The sequence below is a fragment of the Citrobacter sp. CK180 genome (assembly GCF_030333655.1).
GTDB classification, from domain to species: domain Bacteria; phylum Pseudomonadota; class Gammaproteobacteria; order Enterobacterales; family Enterobacteriaceae; genus Citrobacter_B; species Citrobacter_B koseri.
In genome coordinates this window covers 62,108-84,630 of sequence record NZ_JAOWFM010000034.1, presented here as the reverse complement: position 1 = coordinate 84,630, position 22,523 = coordinate 62,108, and the positions used below count along the sequence as shown (strand labels likewise).

Genomic DNA, 22,523 nt, shown 5'->3' with positions numbered 1-22,523 from the left:
GTGGAGCGGTAGTTCAGTTGGTTAGAATACCTGCCTGTCACGCAGGGGGTCGCGGGTTCGAGTCCCGTCCGTTCCGCCACCCTAATTAGGGGCGTAGTTCAATTGGTAGAGCACCGGTCTCCAAAACCGGGTGTTGGGAGTTCGAGTCTCTCCGCCCCTGCCAGAAAATTATCCTTAGCATTTGCTAAGGATTTTTTTTGCCTGAAAAACGACCCCCAGCATATCCATTCAACTCCTTTCCCGGCATCCTTGCCATAGCTGTCCCTTTAATCTTCCAGGACGTTTGTTTTTAACAGATCGCGGATCAACGTATGTTTATCGCTATTTTGTAGCCATATTGCATATAACGGGCGTGAAAGCGTAGCGCTGTCGGCAACGGTATGAAGCCCGCCTTTTTCTTTGGCCCAGCCAACTGGAAGCCAACTGCATCCATTAAGAGCAGACAGTTGCTGTCTCGCCAGTTCAGCTGAACTGGTGGTAAGAACGGGAACCTCATCGCTCGCAATCAAACCCACTTCATGCTGTTGAAAATCAGGCCCCCACTCAAGACGCAGATAATTTAATTCATCTTTCATCTGTGATGGGCTGCTGCAATACAACGCGAGTGTGAAATGTCCCAGCAATTGGCTGCTAAACTCATCCATTTTTGGCGCTTCGGTGGTAATGAGCAGATCAAGCTGACGTTCATGGAGTTGCTTTACTAACGACTGGCGTTGAGCGATCCTGGCTTCAAATTGCAGACTGGCTTGCGGCTCCAGAGACTGATATAAGCGTGCCAGCCAGTCATTGAGCATGCACTCCCACAGAGAAGCGCTGGCACCGATAGAAAACTCATTATGCCGCGATGTATGCGCCACTTCCTTACGTGCCGCCTGCCACGTATTCATCAGCGTTTCTGCATAGGGTAGTAGCTTTTCACCTGCTGCGGTTAAGCGGATATTGTTTCTGTGCCGGGTGAACAGGTTCACACCAAGCTGATTTTCCAGTTGTCTTATCCGAAAACTGACCGCCGATTGGGTCAGGTAGAGCGCTTCTGCCGCTCGTCCAAAGTGGCGTGTCCGGCTAACTTCCAGGAAAGTTTTTAACAATTCCGTATCCACAACGCTCTCCACAAAATTATTTGTCGTAATGATTTAAATCTTTTGTTTTACACTCTGTCAAGCGTAACTAATACTCCGCGCCATAAATAGCTCGGCCAAAGAATTAGGAGCGTGCAGGATGGCGGAAAGCTTTACGACGACTAATCGATATTTCGACAACAAATATTATCCACGCGGATTCTCTCGTCATGGTGATTTCACCATCAAAGAGGCACAACTGCTTGAACGTCATGGTTATGCCTTCAATGAGCTGGATCTGGGGAAACGTGAGCCAGTAACCGAAGAAGAGAGACTGTTTGTCGCGGTATGCCGTGGCGAACGTGAGCCGGTGACAGAAGCAGAACGCGTCTGGTCTAAATATATGACGCGTATTAAGCGTCCAAAACGTTTCCACACTCTGTCTGGCGGTAAACCGCAGATGGAAGGTGCGGAAGACTACACCGAATCTGATGATTAATAAAAAAGGGCGAAATGCCCTTTTTTTACGTCAGTAGTTTTTGTAAATGAATCAGTAGCCTGTCTATTGCCCGATAGCCCACAGCCTCCTGCAAATGCAGGCGCGTAATATTCTCCGTTTGTTCCAGATCGGCAATGGTACGGGCAACCTTCAGTAAGCGCTGCCAGGCTCGTATAGACAATCCCAGATGTATCAGCGTCTCCTCCAGCCAGTGCGCATCATCACTGTGTAGAGAACAGTACTTTCGTATACCCTGGCTGTCCAGATGGGCGTTTAGCTTCCCCTGTCGTTCGTACTGGCGTTTCCGTGCGGATATCACCCGTACTTTCACTGTAGCGCTGTCCTCGCCTTTCACCGCTGCCTGGCTGAGTATACCGGGCGGTGGCAGGGGAATTTCGAGCGAGAGATCGAATCGATCGAGAAAGGGGCCGGATAAACGGCTGAGGTAGCGCAACGTTTGTTCCGGGCTACAGCGATTATGGTTCCCCTGATAGTGACCGGTCGGGCTGGGATTCATCGCTGCAATCAGTTGGAAGCGCGCAGGATAGGTGATCTTTGCCCGGGTGCGCGAAAGGTGTATCTGACCAGACTCAATAGGTTCACGCAGCGCATCCAGCGTGCGTCGTTCAAACTCAGGCAGTTCATCCAGAAACAAAATACCGTTGTGCGCCAGCGATATTTCTCCTGGCGCGGGTATTGAACCTCCCCCCACCATTGCCGTTAATGACGCGCTGTGATGAGGCGAGCGGAAAGGACGTCGTTTCCACTGCCTTTGTACCGTATCGGCGTTCACCAGGCTGAGAATCGCCGCGCTTTCCAGCGCTTCTTTGTCGCTTAATGATGGCAGTAGCCCATTAATGCGGCTGGCCAGCATGGTTTTTCCCGTACCTGGCGGGCCTATCAGCAGCAGGTTGTGCCCTCCTGCGGCCGTGATTTCCAGGCCTCGTTTCCCCTGTTCCTGACCGATAACATCACTGAGATCGTCATGCAGTAAACAGGCGTCAGAATCGGTAGAGACTGGTTTCTCAAGATCCCGTTTCCCTTCCAGAAATGCGCATACCGTTTGCAGATGATCTGCAATCAGGCATCCCTCTCCGCTGATTAGCCCAACTTCTGTTGCATTCTCTTTTGCAACAATGATATGTCTGCCTGCCCGAATCGCCTCGGTTGCACTGGATATCGCGCCTGGAACGCCACGTAACGCACCTGTAAGGGCCAGTTCGCCCACCAGTTCATATTCATTAAGCTTATTTGTTGTAAGTTGCTCTGACGCTGCCAGAAGCGCAATTGCGATAGGTAAATCATATCTTCCGCCCTCTTTGGGTAAATCTGCCGGGGCCAGATTAATGGTGATTTTCTTCGCCGGAAATTCATACCCGCTATTGATGATTGCGCTGCGAACCCGATCCCGGGCCTCCTTTACCGTCGTTTCAGGTAGCCCAACCATTGTTAAACCCGGCAGGCCATTACTGATATGCACCTCGATGGTTATTGGGGGCGCATTAACGCCAAGTGCGGCGCGTGTGTGAACAATCGACAGTGACATAATTCCTCCCGTTGAGAGAATTATGCTGCATTAAAAACCAGGAATATCCTGCACGATCGTTAACTTTCGGCGCGTATTCCGGTAATTTTATCGCCTTTTCAAAATATGCTTTGCTGTTCGGAAGCGTGCTCGCAAAAAATAACAGATGCGAAAAAAAGATGGGGGTTGCTGTTGTTCATGAGGCAAAAAGTGAAAATTTTTCATTTCCTGTTTTTTGTATAAAAAACAATGATTTTTTGCTAAACCGTTAGCTGCGTCAGAAAAATGAAAATAAAAATATCTTGTGCTATTGGCGAAAGCTATGGTAACTCTTTAGGCATTCCTTCGAACAAGATGCAAGAATAGACAAAAATGACAGCCCTTCTACGAGTGATTAGCCTGGTCGTGATTAGCGTGGTGGTGATTATTATCCCACCGTGCGGGGCTGCACTTGGACGAGGAAAGGCTTAGAAATCAAGCCTTAACGAACTAAGACCCCCGCACCGAAAGGTCCGGGGGTTTTTTTTGACCTTAAAAACATAAACGAGGAGCAGATAATGACTAATAGCATAAAATTCTGTTTCTCCAGATTTACGGCGGGGATGTAGCTATGAATGGGGCACAGTGGGTGGTACATGCTTTGCGAGCACAGGGCGTTGAAACCGTTTTTGGTTATCCCGGTGGCGCAATTATGCCGGTTTACGATGCGTTGTATGACGGCGGCGTGGAACATCTGTTGTGTCGTCACGAGCAGGGTGCGGCGATGGCGGCAATCGGCTATGCGCGTTCAACGGGCAAAACGGGCGTCTGTATCGCCACGTCCGGCCCTGGCGCTACCAATTTGATCACCGGTCTGGCTGACGCACTGTTAGATTCCGTGCCGGTTGTGGCCATCACGGGTCAGGTTTCCGCTCCGTTCATCGGAACGGACGCTTTTCAGGAAGTTGATGTGCTGGGGCTGTCGTTGGCATGTACTAAGCACAGCTTCCTCGTGCAATCGCTGGAAGAGCTGCCGCGCATCATGGCTGAGGCTTTCCGGGTTGCTAATTCGGGTCGTCCTGGCCCTGTTCTGGTTGATATCCCCAAAGATATCCAGTTAGCCAATGGTTCACTGGAGCCGTATTTCACCACCGTTGAAAACGAAACGGCTTTCCCGCACGCGGACGTTGAGCAGGCGCGTCGGATGATGGCGCAGGCGCAAAAACCGATGCTGTACGTGGGCGGCGGCGTAGGCATGGCGCAGGCCGTACCCGCGCTGCGCGAATTTATCGCTGCGACGCAAATGCCGGTGACCTGCACGTTAAAAGGCCTGGGCGCGGTGGATGCCGACTATCCGTATTATCTCGGTATGTTGGGGATGCATGGCACTAAAGCGGCAAACTTTGCGGTGCAGGAGTGCGATCTGCTGATTGCCGTAGGAGCACGTTTTGATGACCGGGTGACGGGCAAGCTGAATACCTTTGCGCCGAACGCCAGCGTGATCCACATGGATATCGATCCGGCGGAAATGAACAAACTGCGTCAGGCGCATGTCGCGTTGCAGGGCGATCTGAACGCATTATTGCCCGCGTTACAGCAACCGTTAAATATTGACGCCTGGCGTCAGCACAATGCTGAACTGCGTACTGAGCACGCCTGGCGTTACGATCATCCCGGTGAAGCCATCTATGCGCCGCTGCTGTTAAAACAGCTGTCGGAACGTAAACCCGCAGACAGCGTGGTGACGACGGATGTGGGCCAGCATCAGATGTGGTCCGCGCAGCATATGACGTACACTCGCCCGGAGAATTTCATCACCTCCAGCGGCTTAGGTACGATGGGTTTTGGCCTGCCTGCGGCGGTTGGCGCGCAGGTTGCGAGGCCGAATGATACCGTTATCTGTATCTCCGGTGACGGCTCTTTCATGATGAATGTACAAGAGTTGGGCACCGTAAAACGCAAGCAGTTGCCGTTGAAGATTGTCTTACTCGATAACCAGCGGTTAGGCATGGTTCGACAATGGCAACAACTGTTTTTCCAGGAACGATATAGCGAAACCACCCTTACCGATAACCCCGATTTCCTCATGTTAGCCAGCGCCTTCGGCATTCCTGGCCAACACATCACCCGTAAAGACCAGGTTGAAGCGGCGCTCGACACCATGCTGAACAGTGATGGGCCATACCTGCTTCATGTCTCAATCGACGAACTTGAGAATGTCTGGCCCCTGGTGCCGCCTGGCGCCAGTAACTCAGAAATGCTGGAGAAATTATCATGATGCAACATCAGGTCAATGTGGCGGCTCGCTTCAACCCGGAAACGTTAGAACGTGTTTTACGCGTGGTTCGCCACCGTGGTTTTCAGGTGTGCTCCATGAATATGGAAGCCGCCACCGATGCGCAAAATATAAATATCGAATTGACCGTTGCCAGCCCCCGGTCGGTCGACTTACTGTTTAGTCAGTTAAGTAAACTGGTAGATGTTGCACATGTTGCTATCTGCCAGAGCACAACCACATCACAACAAATCCGCGCCTGAGCGCAAAAGGAAGAAAAATGACGACGAAAAAAGCTGATTACATCTGGTTCAATGGTGAGATGATTCGTTGGGAAGATGCGAAGGTTCATGTGATGTCCCACGCACTGCACTACGGTACTTCCGTGTTTGAAGGGATCCGTTGCTACGATTCTCACAAAGGTCCAGTGGTGTTCCGCCATCGTGAACACATGCAGCGTTTGCATGATTCAGCCAAAATCTATCGTTTTCCCGTCTCCCAGAGCGTTGATGAGCTGATGGAAGCCTGCCGCGACGTTATCCGTAAAAACAACCTGACCAGCGCATATATTCGTCCGCTGGTGTTTGTGGGCGATGTAGGGATGGGCGTTAACCCGCCTCCGGGGTACAGCACTGACGTCATCATCGCGGCGTTCCCGTGGGGCGCATACCTGGGCGCAGAAGCGCTGGATCAGGGGATCGATGCGATGGTTTCTTCCTGGAACCGCGCAGCGCCAAATACCATTCCGACAGCGGCAAAAGCGGGCGGTAACTACCTTTCTTCACTGCTGGTAGGGAGTGAAGCGCGTCGTCATGGCTACCAGGAAGGTATCGCGCTGGATGTGAATGGTTATATTTCCGAAGGCGCAGGTGAAAACCTGTTTGAAGTGAAAGATGGCGTGTTGTTTACCCCGCCGTTTACCTCCTCCGCGCTGCCTGGTATTACCCGTGATGCGATCATCAAGCTGGCGAAAGAGCTGGATATCGAAGTGCGTGAGCAGGTGCTGTCTCGCGAATCTCTGTATCTGGCGGACGAAGTGTTTATGTCCGGTACTGCGGCAGAGATCACACCGGTTCGCAGCGTGGACGGTATCCAGGTAGGCGAGGGCCGCTGCGGTCCGGTCACTAAACGTATTCAGCAAGCATTCTTTGGCCTCTTCACCGGTGAAACCGAAGATAAATGGGGCTGGTTGGATCAGGTAAATCCATAAATTAAAAATAAATGGGACGGCACGCACCGTCCCATTTAACAGACAGACACTGGGAGTAAATTACGCATGCCTAAGTATCGTTCCGCCACAACCACACATGGTCGCAATATGGCGGGTGCCCGCGCGCTGTGGCGCGCCACCGGGATGACCGATGCCGATTTTGGCAAACCGATCATCGCCGTCGTGAACTCATTCACCCAATTTGTGCCGGGTCACGTTCACCTGCGCGATCTCGGTAAGCTGGTCGCCGAACAGATTGAAGCCGCTGGCGGCGTCGCCAAAGAGTTCAACACCATTGCCGTGGATGATGGCATCGCTATGGGTCACGGGGGCATGCTGTATTCACTGCCGTCTCGCGAACTGATCGCCGACTCGGTGGAGTACATGGTGAACGCCCACTGTGCGGATGCGATGGTCTGTATCTCCAACTGCGACAAAATCACCCCAGGGATGCTGATGGCCTCGCTGCGCCTGAACATTCCGGTAATTTTTGTCTCCGGCGGCCCGATGGAAGCCGGGAAAACCAAACTTTCCGATCAGATCATCAAGCTCGATCTGGTTGATGCGATGATTCAGGGCGCGGACCCGAAAGTTTCCGACGATCAGAGTAATCAGGTCGAACGCTCCGCTTGCCCGACCTGTGGGTCGTGTTCCGGGATGTTCACCGCTAACTCAATGAACTGCCTGACGGAAGCGTTGGGCCTGTCGCAGCCAGGCAACGGCTCGTTGCTGGCAACCCACGCCGATCGCAAGCAGCTGTTCCTCAATGCCGGTAAGCGCATTGTTGAGCTGACTAAACGTTACTACGAGCAGGACGACGCTTCCGCACTGCCGCGTAATATCGCCAGTAAAGCGGCGTTTGAAAACGCCATGACGCTGGATATCGCCATGGGCGGTTCGACCAACACCGTTTTACACCTGCTGGCGGCGGCGCAGGAAGCGGAAATCGACTTCACCATGAGCGATATCGACAAGCTTTCCCGCAAGGTTCCACAGTTGTGTAAAGTCGCGCCAAGTACGCAGAAATACCACATGGAAGACGTCCACCGCGCAGGCGGCGTACTGGGTATTCTGGGCGAGCTGGATCGCGCCGGGTTGATGAATCGCGATGTAAAAAACGTGCTGGGTCTGACGCTGCCGCAAACGCTGGAGCAGTACGACGTTATGGTCAGCCAGAATGAAGCGGTAAAACAGATGTTCCGTGCAGGCCCGGCGGGTATCCGCACGACGCAGGCGTTCTCGCAGGATTGCCGCTGGGATTCGCTGGATACCGACCGCGCCGAAGGCTGCATTCGCTCGCTGGAACATGCCTACAGCAAAGATGGCGGTCTGGCTGTGCTCTACGGTAACTTTGCTGAAAACGGCTGTATCGTAAAAACTGCGGGCGTGGATGACAGCATCCTGAAATTTACCGGCCCGGCGAAAGTCTATGAAAGCCAGGACGATGCGGTTGAGGCGATCCTCGGCGGTAAGGTGGTTGCCGGTGATGTGGTGGTTATTCGCTACGAAGGGCCGAAGGGGGGGCCTGGTATGCAGGAAATGCTCTACCCGACCACCTTCCTGAAATCGATGGGGCTGGGTAAAGCCTGTGCGCTGATCACCGATGGCCGTTTCTCCGGCGGCACGTCTGGCCTCTCTATCGGTCACGTCTCACCGGAAGCGGCCAGCGGCGGTAATATCGCCATCATCGAAAATGGCGACATGATTGCTATTGATATTCCAAACCGTGGTATTCAACTGCAACTGAGCGATGCGGAAATCGCCGCGCGTCGCGAAGCGCAGGAAGCCCGTGGTGATAAAGCCTGGACGCCGAAAGATCGTCAGCGTCCGGTCTCCTTTGCGCTGCGTGCTTATGCCAGCCTGGCGACCAGCGCCGATAAAGGCGCGGTACGCGATAAATCGAAGCTGGGAGGTTGATGATGGCCGAGTCGCAACCCCTGTCAGCCGCCCCGGAAGGGGCGGAGTACCTGCGTGCGGTACTCCGCGCGCCGGTATATGAAGCAGCGCAGGTGACGCCGCTGCAAAAAATGGAAAAACTCTCTTCGCGCCTCGACAACGTTATTCTCGTGAAGCGTGAAGACAGGCAGCCTGTACACAGCTTCAAGCTGCGCGGAGCCTACGCGATGATGGCGGGGCTCACCGAAGAACAAAAAGCCCACGGCGTTATCACCGCATCGGCGGGTAACCATGCTCAGGGCGTGGCGTTCTCCTCCGCGCGTTTGGGTGTGAAAGCATTGATTGTGATGCCGCTGGCGACCGCCGATATCAAAGTGGACGCGGTGCGCGGGTTTGGCGGGGAAGTGCTGCTGCACGGCGCGAACTTTGATGAAGCGAAAGCAAAAGCTATCGATCTGGCGCAACAGCAGGGCTTCACCTGGGTTCCGCCGTTCGATCATCCGATGGTGATTGCCGGGCAGGGCACGCTGGCGCTGGAACTGCTCCAGCAGGATGCGCATCTCGACCGCGTATTCGTGCCGGTTGGCGGCGGTGGACTGGCGGCAGGCGTGGCGGTGCTCATCAAACAACTGATGCCGCAAATCAAAGTGATCGCCGTTGAAGCGGAAGATTCGGCCTGCCTGAAAGCGGCGCTGGATGCCGGTCATCCGGTGGATCTCCCGCGTGTGGGACTGTTTGCCGAAGGCGTGGCGGTTAAACGTATCGGCGATGAAACCTTCCGTCTGTGCCAGGAATATCTCGACGACATTATCACCGTCGACAGCGATGCGATTTGCGCAGCGATGAAAGATCTGTTCGAGGATGTGCGTGCGGTGGCGGAACCTTCCGGTGCGCTGGCGCTGGCGGGGATGAAAAAATACATCGCCCAACACAATATTCGCGGCGAACGCCTGGCGCATGTGCTTTCTGGCGCGAATGTGAACTTTCATGGTCTGCGCTATGTGTCTGAACGCTGCGAGCTGGGTGAACAGCGCGAAGCGCTGCTGGCGGTGACTATCCCGGAAGAGAAAGGCAGCTTCCTGAAGTTTTGTCAGCTGCTGGGCGGCCGTTCCGTTACCGAATTTAACTACCGTTTTGCCGACGCTCAAGATGCCTGCATTTTTGTCGGCGTCCGTCTGAGCCGTGGACTGGAAGAGCGCAAAGAGATTCTCGCGCTGCTGCATGAAGGCGGCTACAGCGTGGTGGATCTCTCCGACGACGAAATGGCGAAACTGCATGTGCGCTATATGGTTGGCGGACGCCCATCGAAACCGTTGCAGGAACGTCTGTACAGTTTCGAATTTCCAGAGTCGCCCGGCGCGCTGCTGAAGTTTCTGCACACGCTGGGAACGCACTGGAATATTTCGCTGTTCCACTATCGCAGCCACGGCACCGACTATGGTCGTGTGCTGGCGGCGTTCGAACTGGGCGAAAACGAGCCTGATTTCGAAACCCGGCTGAACGAGCTGGGCTATGAGTGCCACAACGAAAGCGATAACCCGGCATTCCGCTTTTTCCTGGCGGGTTAGGGTGTTCGGGAAAATGCCTGATGGCGCTGCGCTTATCAGGCCTACGTTCTTTTGAGCCGTAGGCCGGATAAGGCGCTTGCGCCGCCATCCGGCTAGTGGTTGGGCAGAATGTTCCAGAACGCATCAATAAGCGGCTCATGCAGCCGCTTTTTTTGTGCGCAAACGCCCAGCTCAAACGGCGTTTTCTCGTCGCTGCGCTCCAGGATCATCACGCGGTTACGCACGGGTTCAGGGCTATTTTCCAATACTACTTCCGGCAGCAGCGCCACGCCGCAGCCGAGCGCGACCATCGACACCATCGCTTCATGTCCACCGACCGTCGCGTATATCGACGGATTGCTGATTTTCTGACGGCGGAACCACAGCTCAATACGGCGACGCACCGGGCCTTGATCGGCCATGATAAACGGCACCGTTGACCAGTCGGGTTTATCCACTGAGACCTGATTTCGCACCGGGCAAGGCAATGCGGGAGCTATCAGCACCACCGCCAGATTCTCCAGCATTGAAAACGCGACCGCCCCGGGCAGGGTTTCCGGTTTACCGGCAATCGCCAGATCCGCCTCGCCCGTCACCACTTTTTCCATCGCATCGGCGGCATCGCCGGTGGTGAGTTTGATTTCCACAGAGGGATGCTCCGCCCGGAAACGGTCAAGAATGGGCGGCAGATGGCTATAAGCGGCGGTGACCGAGCAGAAGATATGCAGCTCGCCCGACAGCGACGGGCCTTGTTGGTCGATGGTGTGGCGTAACTGCTGATACTGCAACAGCGTTTGCTGGGCAAACGTTCGCAGCTCTTCTCCCGCTTCGGTGAGCGTGACGGTACGGTTATCGCGAATGAACAGCGGCTGGCCGAGATCCTCTTCGAGGCGTTGAATCTGCCGGGAGAGCGTGGAAGGGCTAACGTGCATTGCCCGCGCGCTGCGGCCAAAATGGCGACTTTCCGCCAGATGCAGGAAGGTTTTCAGATCGCGTAAATCCACTGGCTTTACTCCCGATGTCTACGTTGCAGAAATTGCAATGTGATGTTGTGAATATATCAATTTCCGCAATAAATTTCCTGTCATATAGTGAGTTCATTCTCTCTTGCACAGACACGGCAAGCGAACCGAACAATAAGCACGACACAACATCACGGAGTTACAGATATGGCTAACTACTTTAATACACTGAATCTGCGCCAGCAGTTGGCGCAACTGGGTAAATGTCGCTTTATGGGCCGCGATGAATTTGCCGATGGCGCGAGCTACCTTCAGGGTAAAAAAGTGGTCATCGTCGGCTGTGGCGCTCAGGGGCTGAACCAGGGCCTGAACATGCGTGACTCCGGTCTGGATATCGCCTACGCCCTGCGTAAAGAGGCGATTGCCGAGAAACGTGCTTCCTGGCGTAAAGCGACCGAAAACGGTTTCAAAGTGGGGACTTACGAAGAGCTGATCCCGCAGGCCGATCTGGTGGTTAACCTGACGCCGGACAAACAGCACTCCGACGTGGTGCGTTCCGTCCAGCCGCTGATGAAAGACGGCGCGGCGCTGGGTTATTCCCACGGTTTCAACATTGTGGAAGTGGGCGAGCAGATCCGCAAAGATATCACCGTGGTGATGGTGGCGCCGAAGTGCCCGGGTACTGAAGTCCGTGAAGAGTACAAACGTGGTTTCGGTGTACCGACGCTGATCGCCGTTCACCCGGAAAACGATCCGAAAGGCGAAGGGATGGCGATTGCCAAAGCATGGGCGGCGGCAACTGGCGGTCATCGTGCGGGCGTGCTGGAGTCCTCCTTCGTGGCGGAAGTGAAATCTGACCTGATGGGCGAGCAGACCATCCTGTGCGGTATGCTGCAAGCGGGTTCTCTGCTGTGCTTCGATAAGCTGGTGGAAGAAGGTACCGACCCGGCATATGCGGAAAAACTGATTCAGTACGGCTGGGAAACTATCACCGAAGCGCTGAAGCAGGGCGGCATTACGCTGATGATGGATCGTCTGTCCAATCCGGCAAAACTGCGTGCTTATGCGCTGTCTGAACAGCTGAAAACCATCATGGCGCCGCTGTTCCAGAAACACATGGACGACATCATCTCCGGTGAATTCTCCTCCGGTATGATGGCGGACTGGGCGAACGACGATAAGAAACTGCTGACCTGGCGTGAAGAGACCGGTAAAACCGCATTCGAAACCGCGCCGCAGTATGAAGGTAAAATCGGTGAGCAGGAGTACTTCGATAAAGGCGTACTGATGATCGCGATGGTGAAAGCGGGCGTTGAGCTGGCATTCGAAACCATGGTGGATTCCGGCATCATCGAAGAGTCTGCGTACTATGAGTCACTGCACGAACTGCCGCTGATCGCCAACACCATCGCCCGTAAGCGTCTGTATGAAATGAACGTGGTTATCTCTGATACCGCCGAGTACGGCAACTACCTGTTCTCTTACGCTTGCGTACCGTTGCTGAAAGCGTTCATGACTGAAATTCAACCGGGCGATCTGGGTAAAGCGATTGCTGAAGGCGCGGTTGACAACGCACAGTTGCGTGATGTGAACGAAGCGATTCGTGGCCACGCTATTGAGAAAGTGGGCCAGAAGCTGCGTGGCTATATGACTGATATGAAACGCATTGCGGTAGCTGGTTAAACAGGTTGTCGGGTGGCGCTAGCGCTTACCCGACCTACAAAAAGCCATTATTTCGTAGGCCTGATAAGCGAAGCGCCATCAGGCAAAAAAGCCCGGAGTATGAACCTCCGGGCTTTTTATTAGTTGCGATACAGCACCTTAATGATGTGGTATCCGAACTGGGTGTGCAGTGGGCCGGTTGGCTCCAGCACCGGGCAGGAGAAGACCACTTTGTCGAACGCCGGAACCATCTGGCCCTGACGAAACTCACCTAAGTCACCGCCTCTTTTGCCTGACGGGCAGATAGAGTGCTTTTTCGCCAGTTTGCCAAAGTCGGCGCCATTCTTGATTTGTTCCAGAAGATCCAGCGCCAGCTTCTCTTCTTTTACCAGGATATGCAGTGCTGCTGCGGTTTTCGCCATTATTTCGCTCTCATGTCTCAAAGGTTGCCCGCCACTTTATCATTCCTTAGGGCGTCGGACATATACTCTTCGCCATCGCAGGACAGATGTCCCGCCGGGTTTAATGAACCGGGAGATGAACGACACTTTTATCAGACATATTCCCTCTGCAACAGGACAGCCGTCCTGTCTTTCCATCTCAGGAGAGAGATAACATGAGCTCAATGAAAAACGCAGAATTTTCAGGCGACTGGCTGACAGGGCTAACCCAAATCGTACGCGATCCGCAGCTGTATGAGCTGCTCAAATATTGCCCGCTGGACATCATGCAGCGCTGGCGCGTTGAGGAAATACCTCGCGGAGCGCTGATTTGCCGTCAGGGCGACATTTGTCGGCAATTCTCGCTGATTGTTTCCGGTGAGGTGGATGTCTTTTACGAAGCTGAAGACGGGCGCCGTTATCGGCAGGCACATTACCGCAAAGGCGACATGCTGGGCGAGCTGGAGATTTTTGAGTCGCGGCATTACATCTGCTCGGTGATGGCGGTTGGCAGCGTTCAGTTGTTAAGCCTGCCGCAGGCGGATTTTCATCGCTGGCTGGCGTTGGATAACCATTTTAACCAGCGGATGCTGCGCTTTTTCAGCCAGCAATATTATCAGTTGTCGAAAAAGGCCAGCAGCGACAATTTGTACTCGCTGTATCAACGGGTTTGCCAGGCATTATGGCAGCGATATCAACATGATGAATCGACCACGATTTTGCTGGATAAACAAAATCTCAGTCAGGAATTTGCGGCGACGACGCGCAGTATCAACCGTATTTTGCACGATCTGAAATCGCTGAAAATTATTGATACCGACGGTGAGCGGATCGTCTTATTAGCCCCTGAAAAACTGAAACAGGAGGCGGAGATCTGAGTCCCTCAGCACAGTAAGGAGACAGAAGATGCAACCCCATATTCGATTAAGCAATAGCATGACCGGTGCGCGGTATGCGCTATTGCCCGGCGATCCTGAGCGGGTGGACAGGATCGCCCACTTTCTTGATAACCCTGAGATACTGGGGCAAAACCGGGAATTTCGGGCGGCGCGCGGCACATATAAAGGGATTGAGATTCTGGTGCTGTCGACGGGAATCGGCGGGCCATCAACGGCCATTGCCATTGAAGAGTTACGGCAGATTGGCGTGGACACGCTGATTCGCATCGGTAGCTGTGGGGCATTGCAGGATACGCTGGCGCTGGGCGATCTGATTATCGCCAACGGTGCGGTCGCCGATGACGGCACCAGCAAAACCTACGCGCCAGCCTGCTATCCGGCCTGCGCAGACCCGCAGCTTATCGCCACGTTGATCCAGCAGGCGAAGCAGATGAACATTCCTGCGATTTACGGACTGGTGCGCAGCCACGACAGCTTTTATACCGATCGTGAAGCTGAACTGGATGCGGAATGGTCAGCGCGCGGCATTCTCGGGGCGGATATGGAAACGGCGGCGCTGATGGTGGTCGGCGCATTACGTGGGCTGCGTACGGCGTCGTTGCTGAACGTGGTCGTTGCCCACAACGGCTGTCTGGACAGCAGTATTAATGATTATGTTCAACAGGAAACGCTGTGCCTGCAGGGTGAAGAACGTCAGATTTCCCTGGCGCTACAGGCCATTTATTTCGATAGCCAGCAAGGAGAGCAGTGATGGACTTTTTCAGTATTAACAACGTGATGGTCAACATTCCTCTCGGCGAAGGCGGGTATGCGCTGTCGTGGATTGAGGCTATCGGCACGGTCTTTGGTTTATTGTGCATCTGGTGCGCCAGCCGGGAAAAAATCATCAATTACCTGTTTGGTCTGATTAACGTCACCCTGTTTGCCGCGATCTTTTTCCAGATTCAGCTATATGCCAGCCTGCTGCTTCAGGTGTTCTTCTTTGCCGCCAATATCTATGGCTGGTATGCGTGGAGCCGTCAGAATGAGGCGCAAGAGGCGGCGCTGAAGGTGCGCTGGCTCTCCCGCCAGCAAACGCTGGTGCTGAGTGGTGTGTGTATTGTCGCCATCCTGCTGATGACGCGGTTTATCGACCCGGTGTTCGCCATGCTGACCCATATTATGCTCGGGATGCTGCAAACGGTAGGAGTTCAGGTGGCGATGCCAGAGCTACAGCCGGACGCGTTCCCGTTCTGGGATTCCACCATGCTGGTGCTGTCAATTGCGGCGATGGTGCTGATGACCCGCAAATATGTGGAAAACTGGCTGCTGTGGGTGCTTATCGACGTCATTAGCGTGGTGATTTACGCGGTACAGGGCGTCTATGCGATGTCTCTGGAGTATGTCCTGCTAACGGCGATTGCGATTATGGGATCGTACAGCTGGGTCCTGAGCGCAAAACGCAACGGCTATACGCCGCTTGCCGCCAGCGCCTCCTGATTAACGCTTTCCAGGCTGTCTGAAAGGGCAGCCTGTTACTCCCTCGGCCCTGCTTTCTGCTACAATCCTTCCCCCGTTCGAAGATTGAGCAATATTCCCATGCGTTTAAACCCCGGCCAACAACACGCTGTCGAATTCGTCACCGGTCCCTGCCTGGTGCTGGCGGGCGCGGGTTCTGGTAAGACTCGCGTTATTACCAATAAAATCGCCCATCTGATTCGTGGTTGCGGCTATCAGGCGCGCCATATTGCGGCAGTGACCTTTACCAATAAAGCGGCACGTGAAATGAAAGAGCGTGTCGGGCAAACGCTGGGGCGTAAAGAGGCGCGCGGGCTGATGATCTCCACTTTCCATACGCTGGGGCTGGATATCATCAAACGTGAATATGCGGCGTTGGGGATGAAATCGAACTTTTCGCTGTTTGACGATACCGATCAGGTCGCATTGCTGAAAGAGCTGACTGACGGTCTGATTGAGGATGACAAAGTTATCTTGCAACAGCTGATCTCGACGATCTCTAACTGGAAAAACGATCTGATGACGCCCGCTCAGGCGGCGGCAAGCGCAAAAGGGGAGCGCGACCGCATCTTCGCTCACTGTTATGGTCTGTACGATGCGCATCTGAAGGCCTGCAATGTGCTCGATTTTGACGACCTGATTCTATTGCCGACGCTGCTGCTACAGCGTAATGAAGAGGTGCGTGAGCGCTGGCAGAACAGGATTCGCTATCTGCTGGTGGATGAATACCAGGATACCAACACCAGTCAGTATGAACTGGTGAAGCTGCTGGTGGGAAGTCGCGCGCGCTTTACGGTGGTGGGTGATGATGACCAGTCGATCTACTCCTGGCGCGGCGCGCGTCCGCAAAACCTGGTGTTGTTGAGTAAGGATTTCCCGGCGCTACAGGTGATCAAGCTGGAGCAGAACTATCGTTCCTCCGGGCGCATTCTGAAAGCGGCGAATATCCTGATTGCCAATAACCCTCACGTCTTTGAAAAACGCCTCTTTTCTGAACTGGGCTATGGCGCGGAACTCAAGGTGCTGAGCGCGAACAATGAAGAGCACGAGGCCGAACGCGTCACCGGCGAGCTGATTGCTCATCACTTTGTGAATAAGACTGAATACAAGGATTACGCCATTTTGTATCGCGGGAACCACCAGTCGCGGGTGTTTGAAAAATTCCTTATGCAGAACCGTATTCCCTACAAAATTTCTGGCGGCACGTCGTTTTTCTCCCGCCCGGAGATTAAAGACCTGCTGGCCTATCTGCGCGTACTGACCAACCCGGATGATGACAGCGCTTTCCTGCGGATTGTGAATACGCCAAAACGAGAAATCGGCCCGGCCACGCTGCAAAAGCTGGGCGAATGGGCGATGACGCGCAACAAGAGTCTGTTTACCGCCAGTTTTGATGTGGGGCTGAACCAGACGCTGACCGGGCGCGGCTATGATTCACTGACCCGCTTCACCCATTGGCTGGGGGAAATTCAGCGTCTGGCGGAGCGTGAGCCGATTGCCGCCGTGCGCGATCTCATCCACGGTATTGATTACGAATCCTGGTTGTATGAGACCTCGCCGAGCCCAAAAGCGGCGGAAATGCGCATGAAGAACGTCAACCAGCTGTTTAGCTGGATGACCGAAATGCTTGAAGGTAACGAACTTGACGAACCCATGACGCTCACCCAGGTGGTGACGCGCTTTACGCTACGCGACATGATGGAGCGTGGTGAAAGTGAAGAAGAGTTGGATCAGGTACAGCTCATGACGCTGCATGCCTCGAAAGGGCTGGAGTTCCCGTACGTGTTTATGGTGGGAATGGAAGAAGGATTCCTGCCGCACCAGAGCAGCATTGACGAAGACAATATCGATGAGGAGCGCCGTCTGGCCTATGTGGGGATCACCCGCGCGCAGAAAGAGCTGATCTTCACGCTGTGCAAAGAGCGTCGTCAGTACGGCGAACTGGTGCGCCCGGAACCAAGCCGCTTTTTGCTGGAACTGCCGCAGGACGATCTTATCTGGGAGCAGGAGCGTAAAGTGGTAACGGCCGAGGAGCGGATGCAGAAAGGGCAGGCCAGCATAGCCAATATCCGCGCCATGATGGCGAAAGCAAAAGCGAAGTAGGTATTTTCCAGGCCGGATAAGCGTAAGCGCCATCCGGCTGCCAGCATCTAATGAACGTCCAAAGGCCAGTGGACATAGCTTTGCCACTGGCTTTCCTGCTCGATCAACTCTTTACCCAGCGGGTGATGCTCCAGCCACCCTTGCGGCAAGGTTAACGTCAGATTCTCATCCTGCGCCTGCAACGTAATCTGTGGCACCAGATCGTCACGGCGACGGCTGGCAAAAATGATCGCCAGACGCAACAGGCGACAAAGATGTTCAGCGACGCGCGGCGGCACCGCATTCTGCTGGTGGAGGGAAGAGAGGTCGATCGGGTTGGTCTGATTTAACAACAGGGTGGCTAACAGTTTCTTTTGCGCGGGGGTGAATCCCGGTAAATCCAGATTACGCACCAGATAAGCCGCGTGCTGCGGCGCCTGTTTAAAATCAACGCTCAGGCCGATTTCATGCAGCTGACAGGCACTGGTCAGGAGTTCGCGACTGATCGGCTCAAGATGCCACTTATCTTCCACCTGATCGAGAAAGTTTACCGCCAGATCCGCTACGCGATGCGCCTGTTCGGTATCGACCATAAACCGACGCTGAATGTTACGCAGCGTGCGGCTGCGAATATCCTGATCCACCGCCAGATGCAGCATGCCATACACCAACCCTTCGCGCAGCGCTCCGCCCGCAAGCGTCATACACTGGATGTCCAGTTCGGTGAAAATCGCGATCAGAATGGCCAGACCGCTGGGGAATACCAGCGCGCGTTCCAGCGTTAACCCTTCAATTTCCAGCTCTTCCAGACGGCCGCAATGAATTGCGCGTTGCTTCAGCTGTTGAAGTTTCGCCAATGTGATGCGCTCATCCATGCCCTGCGCCATCATGATTTCCTGCAACGCCTGGACGGTGCCAGACGCGCCTACGCAGACTTTCCAGCCATGCTTGCGTAGCTCATCGGCGACCGGACGCAGCACTTCACGCGCGGCTTTTTCCGCTTCATCGAAATTTTCTTGCGCCAGATTGCGATCGGTAAAGTAGCGTTCAAGCCAGGTGACGCAGCCCATTGACAGGCTAAACAAAGAGGTGGTTTGTGCGCCGGTTCCGGTGACCAGTTCGGTGCTGGCGCCGCCAATATCGACCACCAGACGCTGATCGGCGCCGCCGGTGGTATGGGCAACCCCCTGATAAATCAGCCGCGCTTCTTCTTCGCCGCTAATGACCTGGACAGGGCAACCGAGGATCTCCTGCGCTTTGGCGATAAACTCGCCCGCATTGACGGCGAGACGCAGCGTTGCCGTGGCGACGACGCAGATTTGCGGTTGAGGAATATCCTGTAGACGTTCAGCGAAAAGGCGCAGGCATTGCCAGCCGCGCTCCATTGCTTCAGCGGAAAGCGAATTATCACTGTTCAGGCCCGCAGCCAGACGCACCTTGCGCTTGATTCGCGTGAGCGTCTGGATGCTTCCAGCCACCTCGCGTACAACCAGCATATGAAAACTATTGGAACCGAGATCAATTGCGGCATACAGCGAAGTGGAAGTGAGCATATATTACGTTAACCTGAACGACGACGATTACGCGGCGCGCCGGTGCGACGCGGTCCATTGCCTGGGCGCGAGCGCGTCAGGCGCAACGGCTTCGGCAAATTGGTCATCAGCGCTTCCGGGTTATATTTGCTGACCGGGATAGAGTGACCAATATAAGCCTCAATGGCAGGCAGGTTCAGCGCGTACTCTTCACAGGCCAGGCTGATAGAGTGACCGCTCGCTCCTGCGCGACCCGTACGTCCGATACGGTGAACGTAGTCTTCGCAGTCATCCGGCAGGTCATAGTTAAAGACGTGCGTTACGGCCGGAATGTGCAGACCGCGCGCGGCAACGTCGGTTGCAACGAGGATATCGAGATCGCCACGGGTAAACTCGTCGAGAATACGCAGACGTTTTTTCTGCGCAACGTCGCCGGTCAACAGGCCGACACGATGACCGTCAGCTGCCAGATGCCCCCAGATGTCTTCGCAGCGGTGCTTGGTATTGGCGAAAACAATGGCGCGATCCGGCCACTCTTCTTCGATCAGCGTTTGCAGCAAACGCATCTTCTCTTCGTTAGAAGGGTAGAAGAGCTCTTCTTTAATACGGTGGCCTGTCTTTTGTTCCGGTTCCACTTCAACATATTCGGCGTTGTTCATCTGCTCGAACGCCAGTTCGCGAACACGGTAAGAGAGGGTTGCGGAGAACAGCATGTTCAGACGCTGATTGGCCGGCGGCATGCGGCGGAACAGCCAGCGGATGTCTTTAATAAAGCCCAGATCGTACATGCGATCGGCTTCATCCAATACGACGACCTGAATGGCGCCGAGGTTAATGTGGTTTTGTTTCGCGTAGTCGATCAGACGACCCGTGGTGCCGATCAGAATATCGACGCCGCTTTCCAGCACTTTCAGCTGTTTGTCGTAGCCGTCACCGCCGTAGGCCAGGCCTAATTTCAGGCCGGTGGTCTGCGCCAGCGGTTCCGCATCGGCGTGGATCTGCACGGCCAACTCACGCGTCGGCGCCATAATTAAGGCGCGCGGCTGGTTCACCTTGCGATCGTCAATCGCGGGATGAGAGAGAAGATAATGAAACGAAGACGTCAGGAACGCCATCGTTTTTCCGGTTCCGGTTTGCGCCTGCCCTGCGACATCACGACCCGCCAGCGTTAGCGGGAGGGCCAATGCCTGAATGGGCGTACAATTATGAAACCCTTTATTTTCAAGGGCTTCTATCACCTTTGGGTGCAGGGCGAAGTCGGAAAACTTCTGTTCTGTTAAATGTGTTTTGCTCATAGTGTGGTAGAATATCAGCTTACTATTGCTTTACGAAAGCGTATCCGGTGAAATAAAGTCAACCTTTAGTTGGTTAATGCGACATCAACACGTCGTTGATGAAGGCGAAACCAACACACCAGGCTTATTCCTGTGGAGTTATTATGAGCGATAAAATTATTCACCTGACTGACGACAGTTTTGACACGGATGTACTCAAAGCGGACGGGGCTATCCTCGTTGATTTCTGGGCAGAGTGGTGCGGACCGTGCAAAATGATCGCCCCGATTCTGGATGAAATCGCTGACGAATATCAGGGCAAATTGACGGTTGCTAAACTGAACATCGACCAAAACCCAGGCACCGCGCCGAAGTATGGTATCCGTGGCATCCCGACCCTGCTGTTGTTCAAAAACGGTGAAGTCGCAGCAACCAAAGTGGGCGCACTGTCCAAAGGTCAGCTGAAAGAGTTCCTCGACGCCAACCTGGCGTAAGACGGAAGTTTCATGTTCGGGTGACCAGCATCCTAAATTATTCGGATGACTGGACGCCCGGCTTGAGTCGTGCTAACTTAGTGTTGACTTCGTATTAAACATACCTTATTAAGTTTGAGTCTTGTTTTTTCCAACGCTTCCCGTTTTTTCTCGCGCGAGAAGTGAACAGATTCCTGGCTTGTCACTCAATCCGTCTTGTCGTTTCAGTTCTGTGTACTTTCCTGTGACCAGACAGCGAACAGACATGAGTTGGTGGCCGTAAACAGGCATGGATGATCCTGCCATACCATTCACAACATTAAGTTCGAGATTTACCCCAAGTTTAAGAACTCACACCATTATGAATCTTACCGAATTAAAGAATACGCCGGTTTCTGAGCTGATCACTCTCGGCGAAAATATGGGGCTGGAAAACCTGGCTCGTATGCGCAAGCAGGACATTATTTTTGCCATCCTGAAGCAGCACGCAAAGAGTGGCGAAGATATCTTTGGTGACGGTGTGCTGGAGATATTGCAGGATGGATTTGGTTTCCTCCGCTCTGCAGACAGCTCCTACCTCGCCGGTCCTGATGACATCTACGTTTCTCCCAGCCAAATCCGCCGTTTCAACCTCCGCACTGGTGACACCATTTCTGGTAAGATTCGCCCGCCAAAAGAAGGCGAACGTTACTTTGCGCTGTTGAAAGTTAACGAAGTTAACTACGACAAACCTGAAAACGCCCGTAATAAAATCCTCTTTGAGAACTTAACGCCGCTGCACGCGAACTCACGTCTGCGTATGGAACGTGGTAACGGTTCTACTGAAGATTTAACGGCTCGCGTACTGGATCTGGCTTCCCCGATTGGCCGTGGTCAGCGTGGTCTGATCGTCGCACCGCCGAAAGCGGGTAAAACTATGCTGTTGCAGAACATCGCGCAGAGCATTGCTTACAACCACCCTGACTGCGTACTGATGGTGCTGCTGATCGACGAACGTCCAGAAGAAGTGACCGAAATGCAGCGTCTGGTAAAAGGTGAAGTGGTTGCTTCCACCTTCGACGAACCGGCATCCCGTCACGTTCAGGTTGCTGAAATGGTAATCGAGAAGGCGAAGCGTCTGGTTGAACACAAAAAAGACGTCATCATTCTGCTCGACTCCATCACTCGTCTGGCTCGCGCCTACAACACCGTGGTGCCGGCTTCCGGTAAAGTCCTGACCGGTGGTGTAGACGCCAACGCCCTGCACCGTCCGAAGCGTTTCTTCGGCGCGGCGCGTAACGTGGAAGAGGGCGGCAGCCTGACCATTATCGCAACGGCGCTGATCGACACCGGTTCTAAGATGGATGAAGTGATCTACGAAGAGTTTAAAGGCACCGGTAACATGGAGCTGCACCTCTCCCGTAAGATCGCTGAAAAACGCGTCTTCCCGGCTATCGACTACAACCGTTCCGGTACGCGTAAAGAAGAGCTGCTCACCACTCAGGAAGAGCTACAGAAAATGTGGATTCTGCGCAAAATCATCCATCCGATGGGTGAAATCGACGCGATGGAATTCCTCATTAACAAGCTGGCAATGACCAAGACCAACGACGACTTCTTCGACATGATGAAGCGCTCGTAAGTCCGGCTGATACCGAAAACGCCACGTTTTTACGTGGCGTTTTTCTTTTATGTCTGTCATCTTAGCGGCACATTGACAAAAGTCGCTATATC

Annotated in this window: 22 protein-coding genes and 2 tRNA genes; 18 read left to right on the top strand and 6 right to left on the bottom strand. The window is 54.0% G+C overall.

What is annotated here, in order from left to right; translation table 11 throughout:
* Nucleotides 1–2: 2 nt before the first annotated feature.
* Nucleotides 3–79, top strand: a tRNA-Asp gene (locus tag OGV50_RS05065).
* A gap of 8 nt (nt 80–87) precedes the next feature.
* Nucleotides 88–163 (top strand) — tRNA-Trp (locus OGV50_RS05060).
* A gap of 103 nt (nt 164–266) precedes the next feature.
* Here the strand turns inward: OGV50_RS05060 and hdfR are convergent.
* Nucleotides 267–1,112: an HTH-type transcriptional regulator HdfR gene (gene hdfR, locus OGV50_RS05055; RefSeq protein ID WP_161799994.1), complete on the bottom strand. Its 846-nt coding sequence runs from the start codon at nt 1,110–1,112 to the stop codon at nt 267–269.
* A 106-nt stretch (nt 1,113–1,218) separates the two neighbouring features.
* Here hdfR and maoP point away from each other — a divergent pair, with 106 nt between their 5' ends.
* Nucleotides 1,219–1,557 carry a macrodomain Ori organization protein MaoP gene (gene maoP / locus OGV50_RS05050; RefSeq protein ID WP_012131115.1) on the top strand — a complete coding sequence of 113 codons (339 nt, stop codon included), beginning with the start codon at nt 1,219–1,221 and terminating at the stop codon, nt 1,555–1,557.
* A 25-nt stretch (nt 1,558–1,582) separates the two neighbouring features.
* Here the strand turns inward: maoP and OGV50_RS05045 are convergent, their stop codons facing one another.
* Nucleotides 1,583–3,103, bottom strand: coding sequence for a YifB family Mg chelatase-like AAA ATPase (locus OGV50_RS05045; protein WP_071258123.1), 1,521 nt, complete (start codon nt 3,101–3,103; stop codon nt 1,583–1,585).
* A 351-nt stretch (nt 3,104–3,454) separates the two neighbouring features.
* On the opposite strand from OGV50_RS05045, the gene ilvL reads away from it, so the two are divergent.
* From ilvL to ilvA, 7 genes are all read left to right on the top strand, one after another.
* Complete coding sequence (gene ilvL, locus OGV50_RS05040; protein WP_001311244.1) at nt 3,455–3,553, top strand: ilv operon leader peptide; 99 nt, start codon at nt 3,455–3,457, stop codon at nt 3,551–3,553.
* Nucleotides 3,554–3,639: 86 nt separating this feature from the next.
* Nucleotides 3,640–3,690: a peptide IlvX gene (gene ilvX, locus OGV50_RS23575; RefSeq protein ID WP_202401504.1), complete on the top strand. Its 51-nt coding sequence runs from the start codon at nt 3,640–3,642 to the stop codon at nt 3,688–3,690.
* Nucleotides 3,691–3,692: 2 nt separating this feature from the next.
* On the top strand, nt 3,693–5,339 hold the full coding sequence (gene ilvG, locus OGV50_RS05035; RefSeq protein WP_115626141.1) for an acetolactate synthase 2 catalytic subunit: 1,647 nt from the start codon (nt 3,693–3,695) through the stop codon (nt 5,337–5,339).
* Nucleotides 5,336–5,599 (top strand): acetolactate synthase 2 small subunit, encoded by a 264-nt coding sequence (ilvM, locus tag OGV50_RS05030; protein ID WP_012131119.1) that lies wholly within the window; start codon nt 5,336–5,338, stop codon nt 5,597–5,599. The genes ilvG and ilvM overlap by 4 nt, the downstream gene beginning before the upstream one ends.
* Before the next feature lie 17 nt (nt 5,600–5,616).
* Complete coding sequence (gene ilvE, locus OGV50_RS05025; protein ID WP_012131120.1) at nt 5,617–6,546, top strand: branched-chain-amino-acid transaminase; 930 nt, start codon at nt 5,617–5,619, stop codon at nt 6,544–6,546.
* Nucleotides 6,547–6,612: 66 nt separating this feature from the next.
* Nucleotides 6,613–8,463 (top strand): dihydroxy-acid dehydratase, encoded by a 1,851-nt coding sequence (ilvD, locus tag OGV50_RS05020; RefSeq protein ID WP_112002541.1) that lies wholly within the window; start codon nt 6,613–6,615, stop codon nt 8,461–8,463.
* 2 nt (nt 8,464–8,465) lie between these two features.
* A complete protein-coding gene (gene ilvA, locus OGV50_RS05015; protein ID WP_047463829.1) occupies nt 8,466–10,010 on the top strand; it encodes a threonine ammonia-lyase, biosynthetic in 1,545 nt (514 codons plus the stop codon).
* A gap of 92 nt (nt 10,011–10,102) precedes the next feature.
* Here the strand turns inward: ilvA and ilvY are convergent, their stop codons facing one another.
* The gene (gene ilvY / locus OGV50_RS05010; RefSeq protein ID WP_024130093.1) at nt 10,103–10,993 is read right to left on the bottom strand and encodes an HTH-type transcriptional activator IlvY; all 891 of its coding nucleotides are present in this window, start codon (nt 10,991–10,993) and stop codon (nt 10,103–10,105) included.
* Between the two features lie 165 nt (nt 10,994–11,158).
* Here ilvY and ilvC point away from each other — a divergent pair, with 165 nt between their 5' ends.
* On the top strand, nt 11,159–12,634 hold the full coding sequence (ilvC, locus tag OGV50_RS05005; RefSeq protein ID WP_012131124.1) for a ketol-acid reductoisomerase: 1,476 nt from the start codon (nt 11,159–11,161) through the stop codon (nt 12,632–12,634).
* Between the two features lie 119 nt (nt 12,635–12,753).
* On the opposite strand, the gene ppiC is transcribed toward ilvC, so the two are convergent.
* A complete protein-coding gene (ppiC, locus tag OGV50_RS05000) occupies nt 12,754–13,035 on the bottom strand; it encodes a peptidylprolyl isomerase PpiC (protein WP_001140251.1) in 282 nt (93 codons plus the stop codon).
* A 194-nt stretch (nt 13,036–13,229) separates the two neighbouring features.
* On the opposite strand from ppiC, the gene OGV50_RS04995 reads away from it, so the two are divergent.
* From OGV50_RS04995 to rep, 4 genes are all read left to right on the top strand, one after another.
* On the top strand, nt 13,230–13,931 hold the full coding sequence (locus tag OGV50_RS04995; protein WP_024130094.1) for a Crp/Fnr family transcriptional regulator: 702 nt from the start codon (nt 13,230–13,232) through the stop codon (nt 13,929–13,931).
* A gap of 28 nt (nt 13,932–13,959) precedes the next feature.
* Nucleotides 13,960–14,703 (top strand): nucleoside phosphorylase, encoded by a 744-nt coding sequence (locus tag OGV50_RS04990; protein ID WP_199977721.1) that lies wholly within the window; start codon nt 13,960–13,962, stop codon nt 14,701–14,703.
* On the top strand, nt 14,703–15,431 hold the full coding sequence (gene pnuC, locus OGV50_RS04985) for a nicotinamide riboside transporter PnuC (protein WP_047460031.1): 729 nt from the start codon (nt 14,703–14,705) through the stop codon (nt 15,429–15,431). The genes OGV50_RS04990 and pnuC overlap by 1 nt, the downstream gene beginning before the upstream one ends.
* Before the next feature lie 99 nt (nt 15,432–15,530).
* Nucleotides 15,531–17,552, top strand: coding sequence for a DNA helicase Rep (rep, locus tag OGV50_RS04980; RefSeq protein ID WP_049009050.1), 2,022 nt, complete (start codon nt 15,531–15,533; stop codon nt 17,550–17,552).
* Nucleotides 17,553–17,599: 47 nt separating this feature from the next.
* On the opposite strand, the gene gppA is transcribed toward rep, so the two are convergent.
* Nucleotides 17,600–19,084: a guanosine-5'-triphosphate,3'-diphosphate diphosphatase gene (gene gppA, locus OGV50_RS04975; protein WP_071258127.1), complete on the bottom strand. Its 1,485-nt coding sequence runs from the start codon at nt 19,082–19,084 to the stop codon at nt 17,600–17,602.
* Nucleotides 19,085–19,092: 8 nt separating this feature from the next.
* Nucleotides 19,093–20,358 (bottom strand): ATP-dependent RNA helicase RhlB, encoded by a 1,266-nt coding sequence (gene rhlB, locus OGV50_RS04970; protein ID WP_012131132.1) that lies wholly within the window; start codon nt 20,356–20,358, stop codon nt 19,093–19,095.
* Nucleotides 20,359–20,501: 143 nt separating this feature from the next.
* Between rhlB and trxA the strand changes: the two genes are divergently transcribed.
* From trxA to rho, 3 genes are all read left to right on the top strand, one after another.
* Nucleotides 20,502–20,831: a thioredoxin TrxA gene (trxA, locus tag OGV50_RS04965; RefSeq protein WP_001280776.1), complete on the top strand. Its 330-nt coding sequence runs from the start codon at nt 20,502–20,504 to the stop codon at nt 20,829–20,831.
* A gap of 169 nt (nt 20,832–21,000) precedes the next feature.
* Entirely contained in the window at nt 21,001–21,093 is a 93-nt protein-coding gene (locus tag OGV50_RS04960; RefSeq protein WP_223849128.1) for a rho operon leader peptide, read from the top strand.
* Between the two features lie 78 nt (nt 21,094–21,171).
* Nucleotides 21,172–22,431: a transcription termination factor Rho gene (gene rho / locus OGV50_RS04955; protein WP_002437993.1), complete on the top strand. Its 1,260-nt coding sequence runs from the start codon at nt 21,172–21,174 to the stop codon at nt 22,429–22,431.
* Nucleotides 22,432–22,523: the final 92 nt, after the last annotated feature.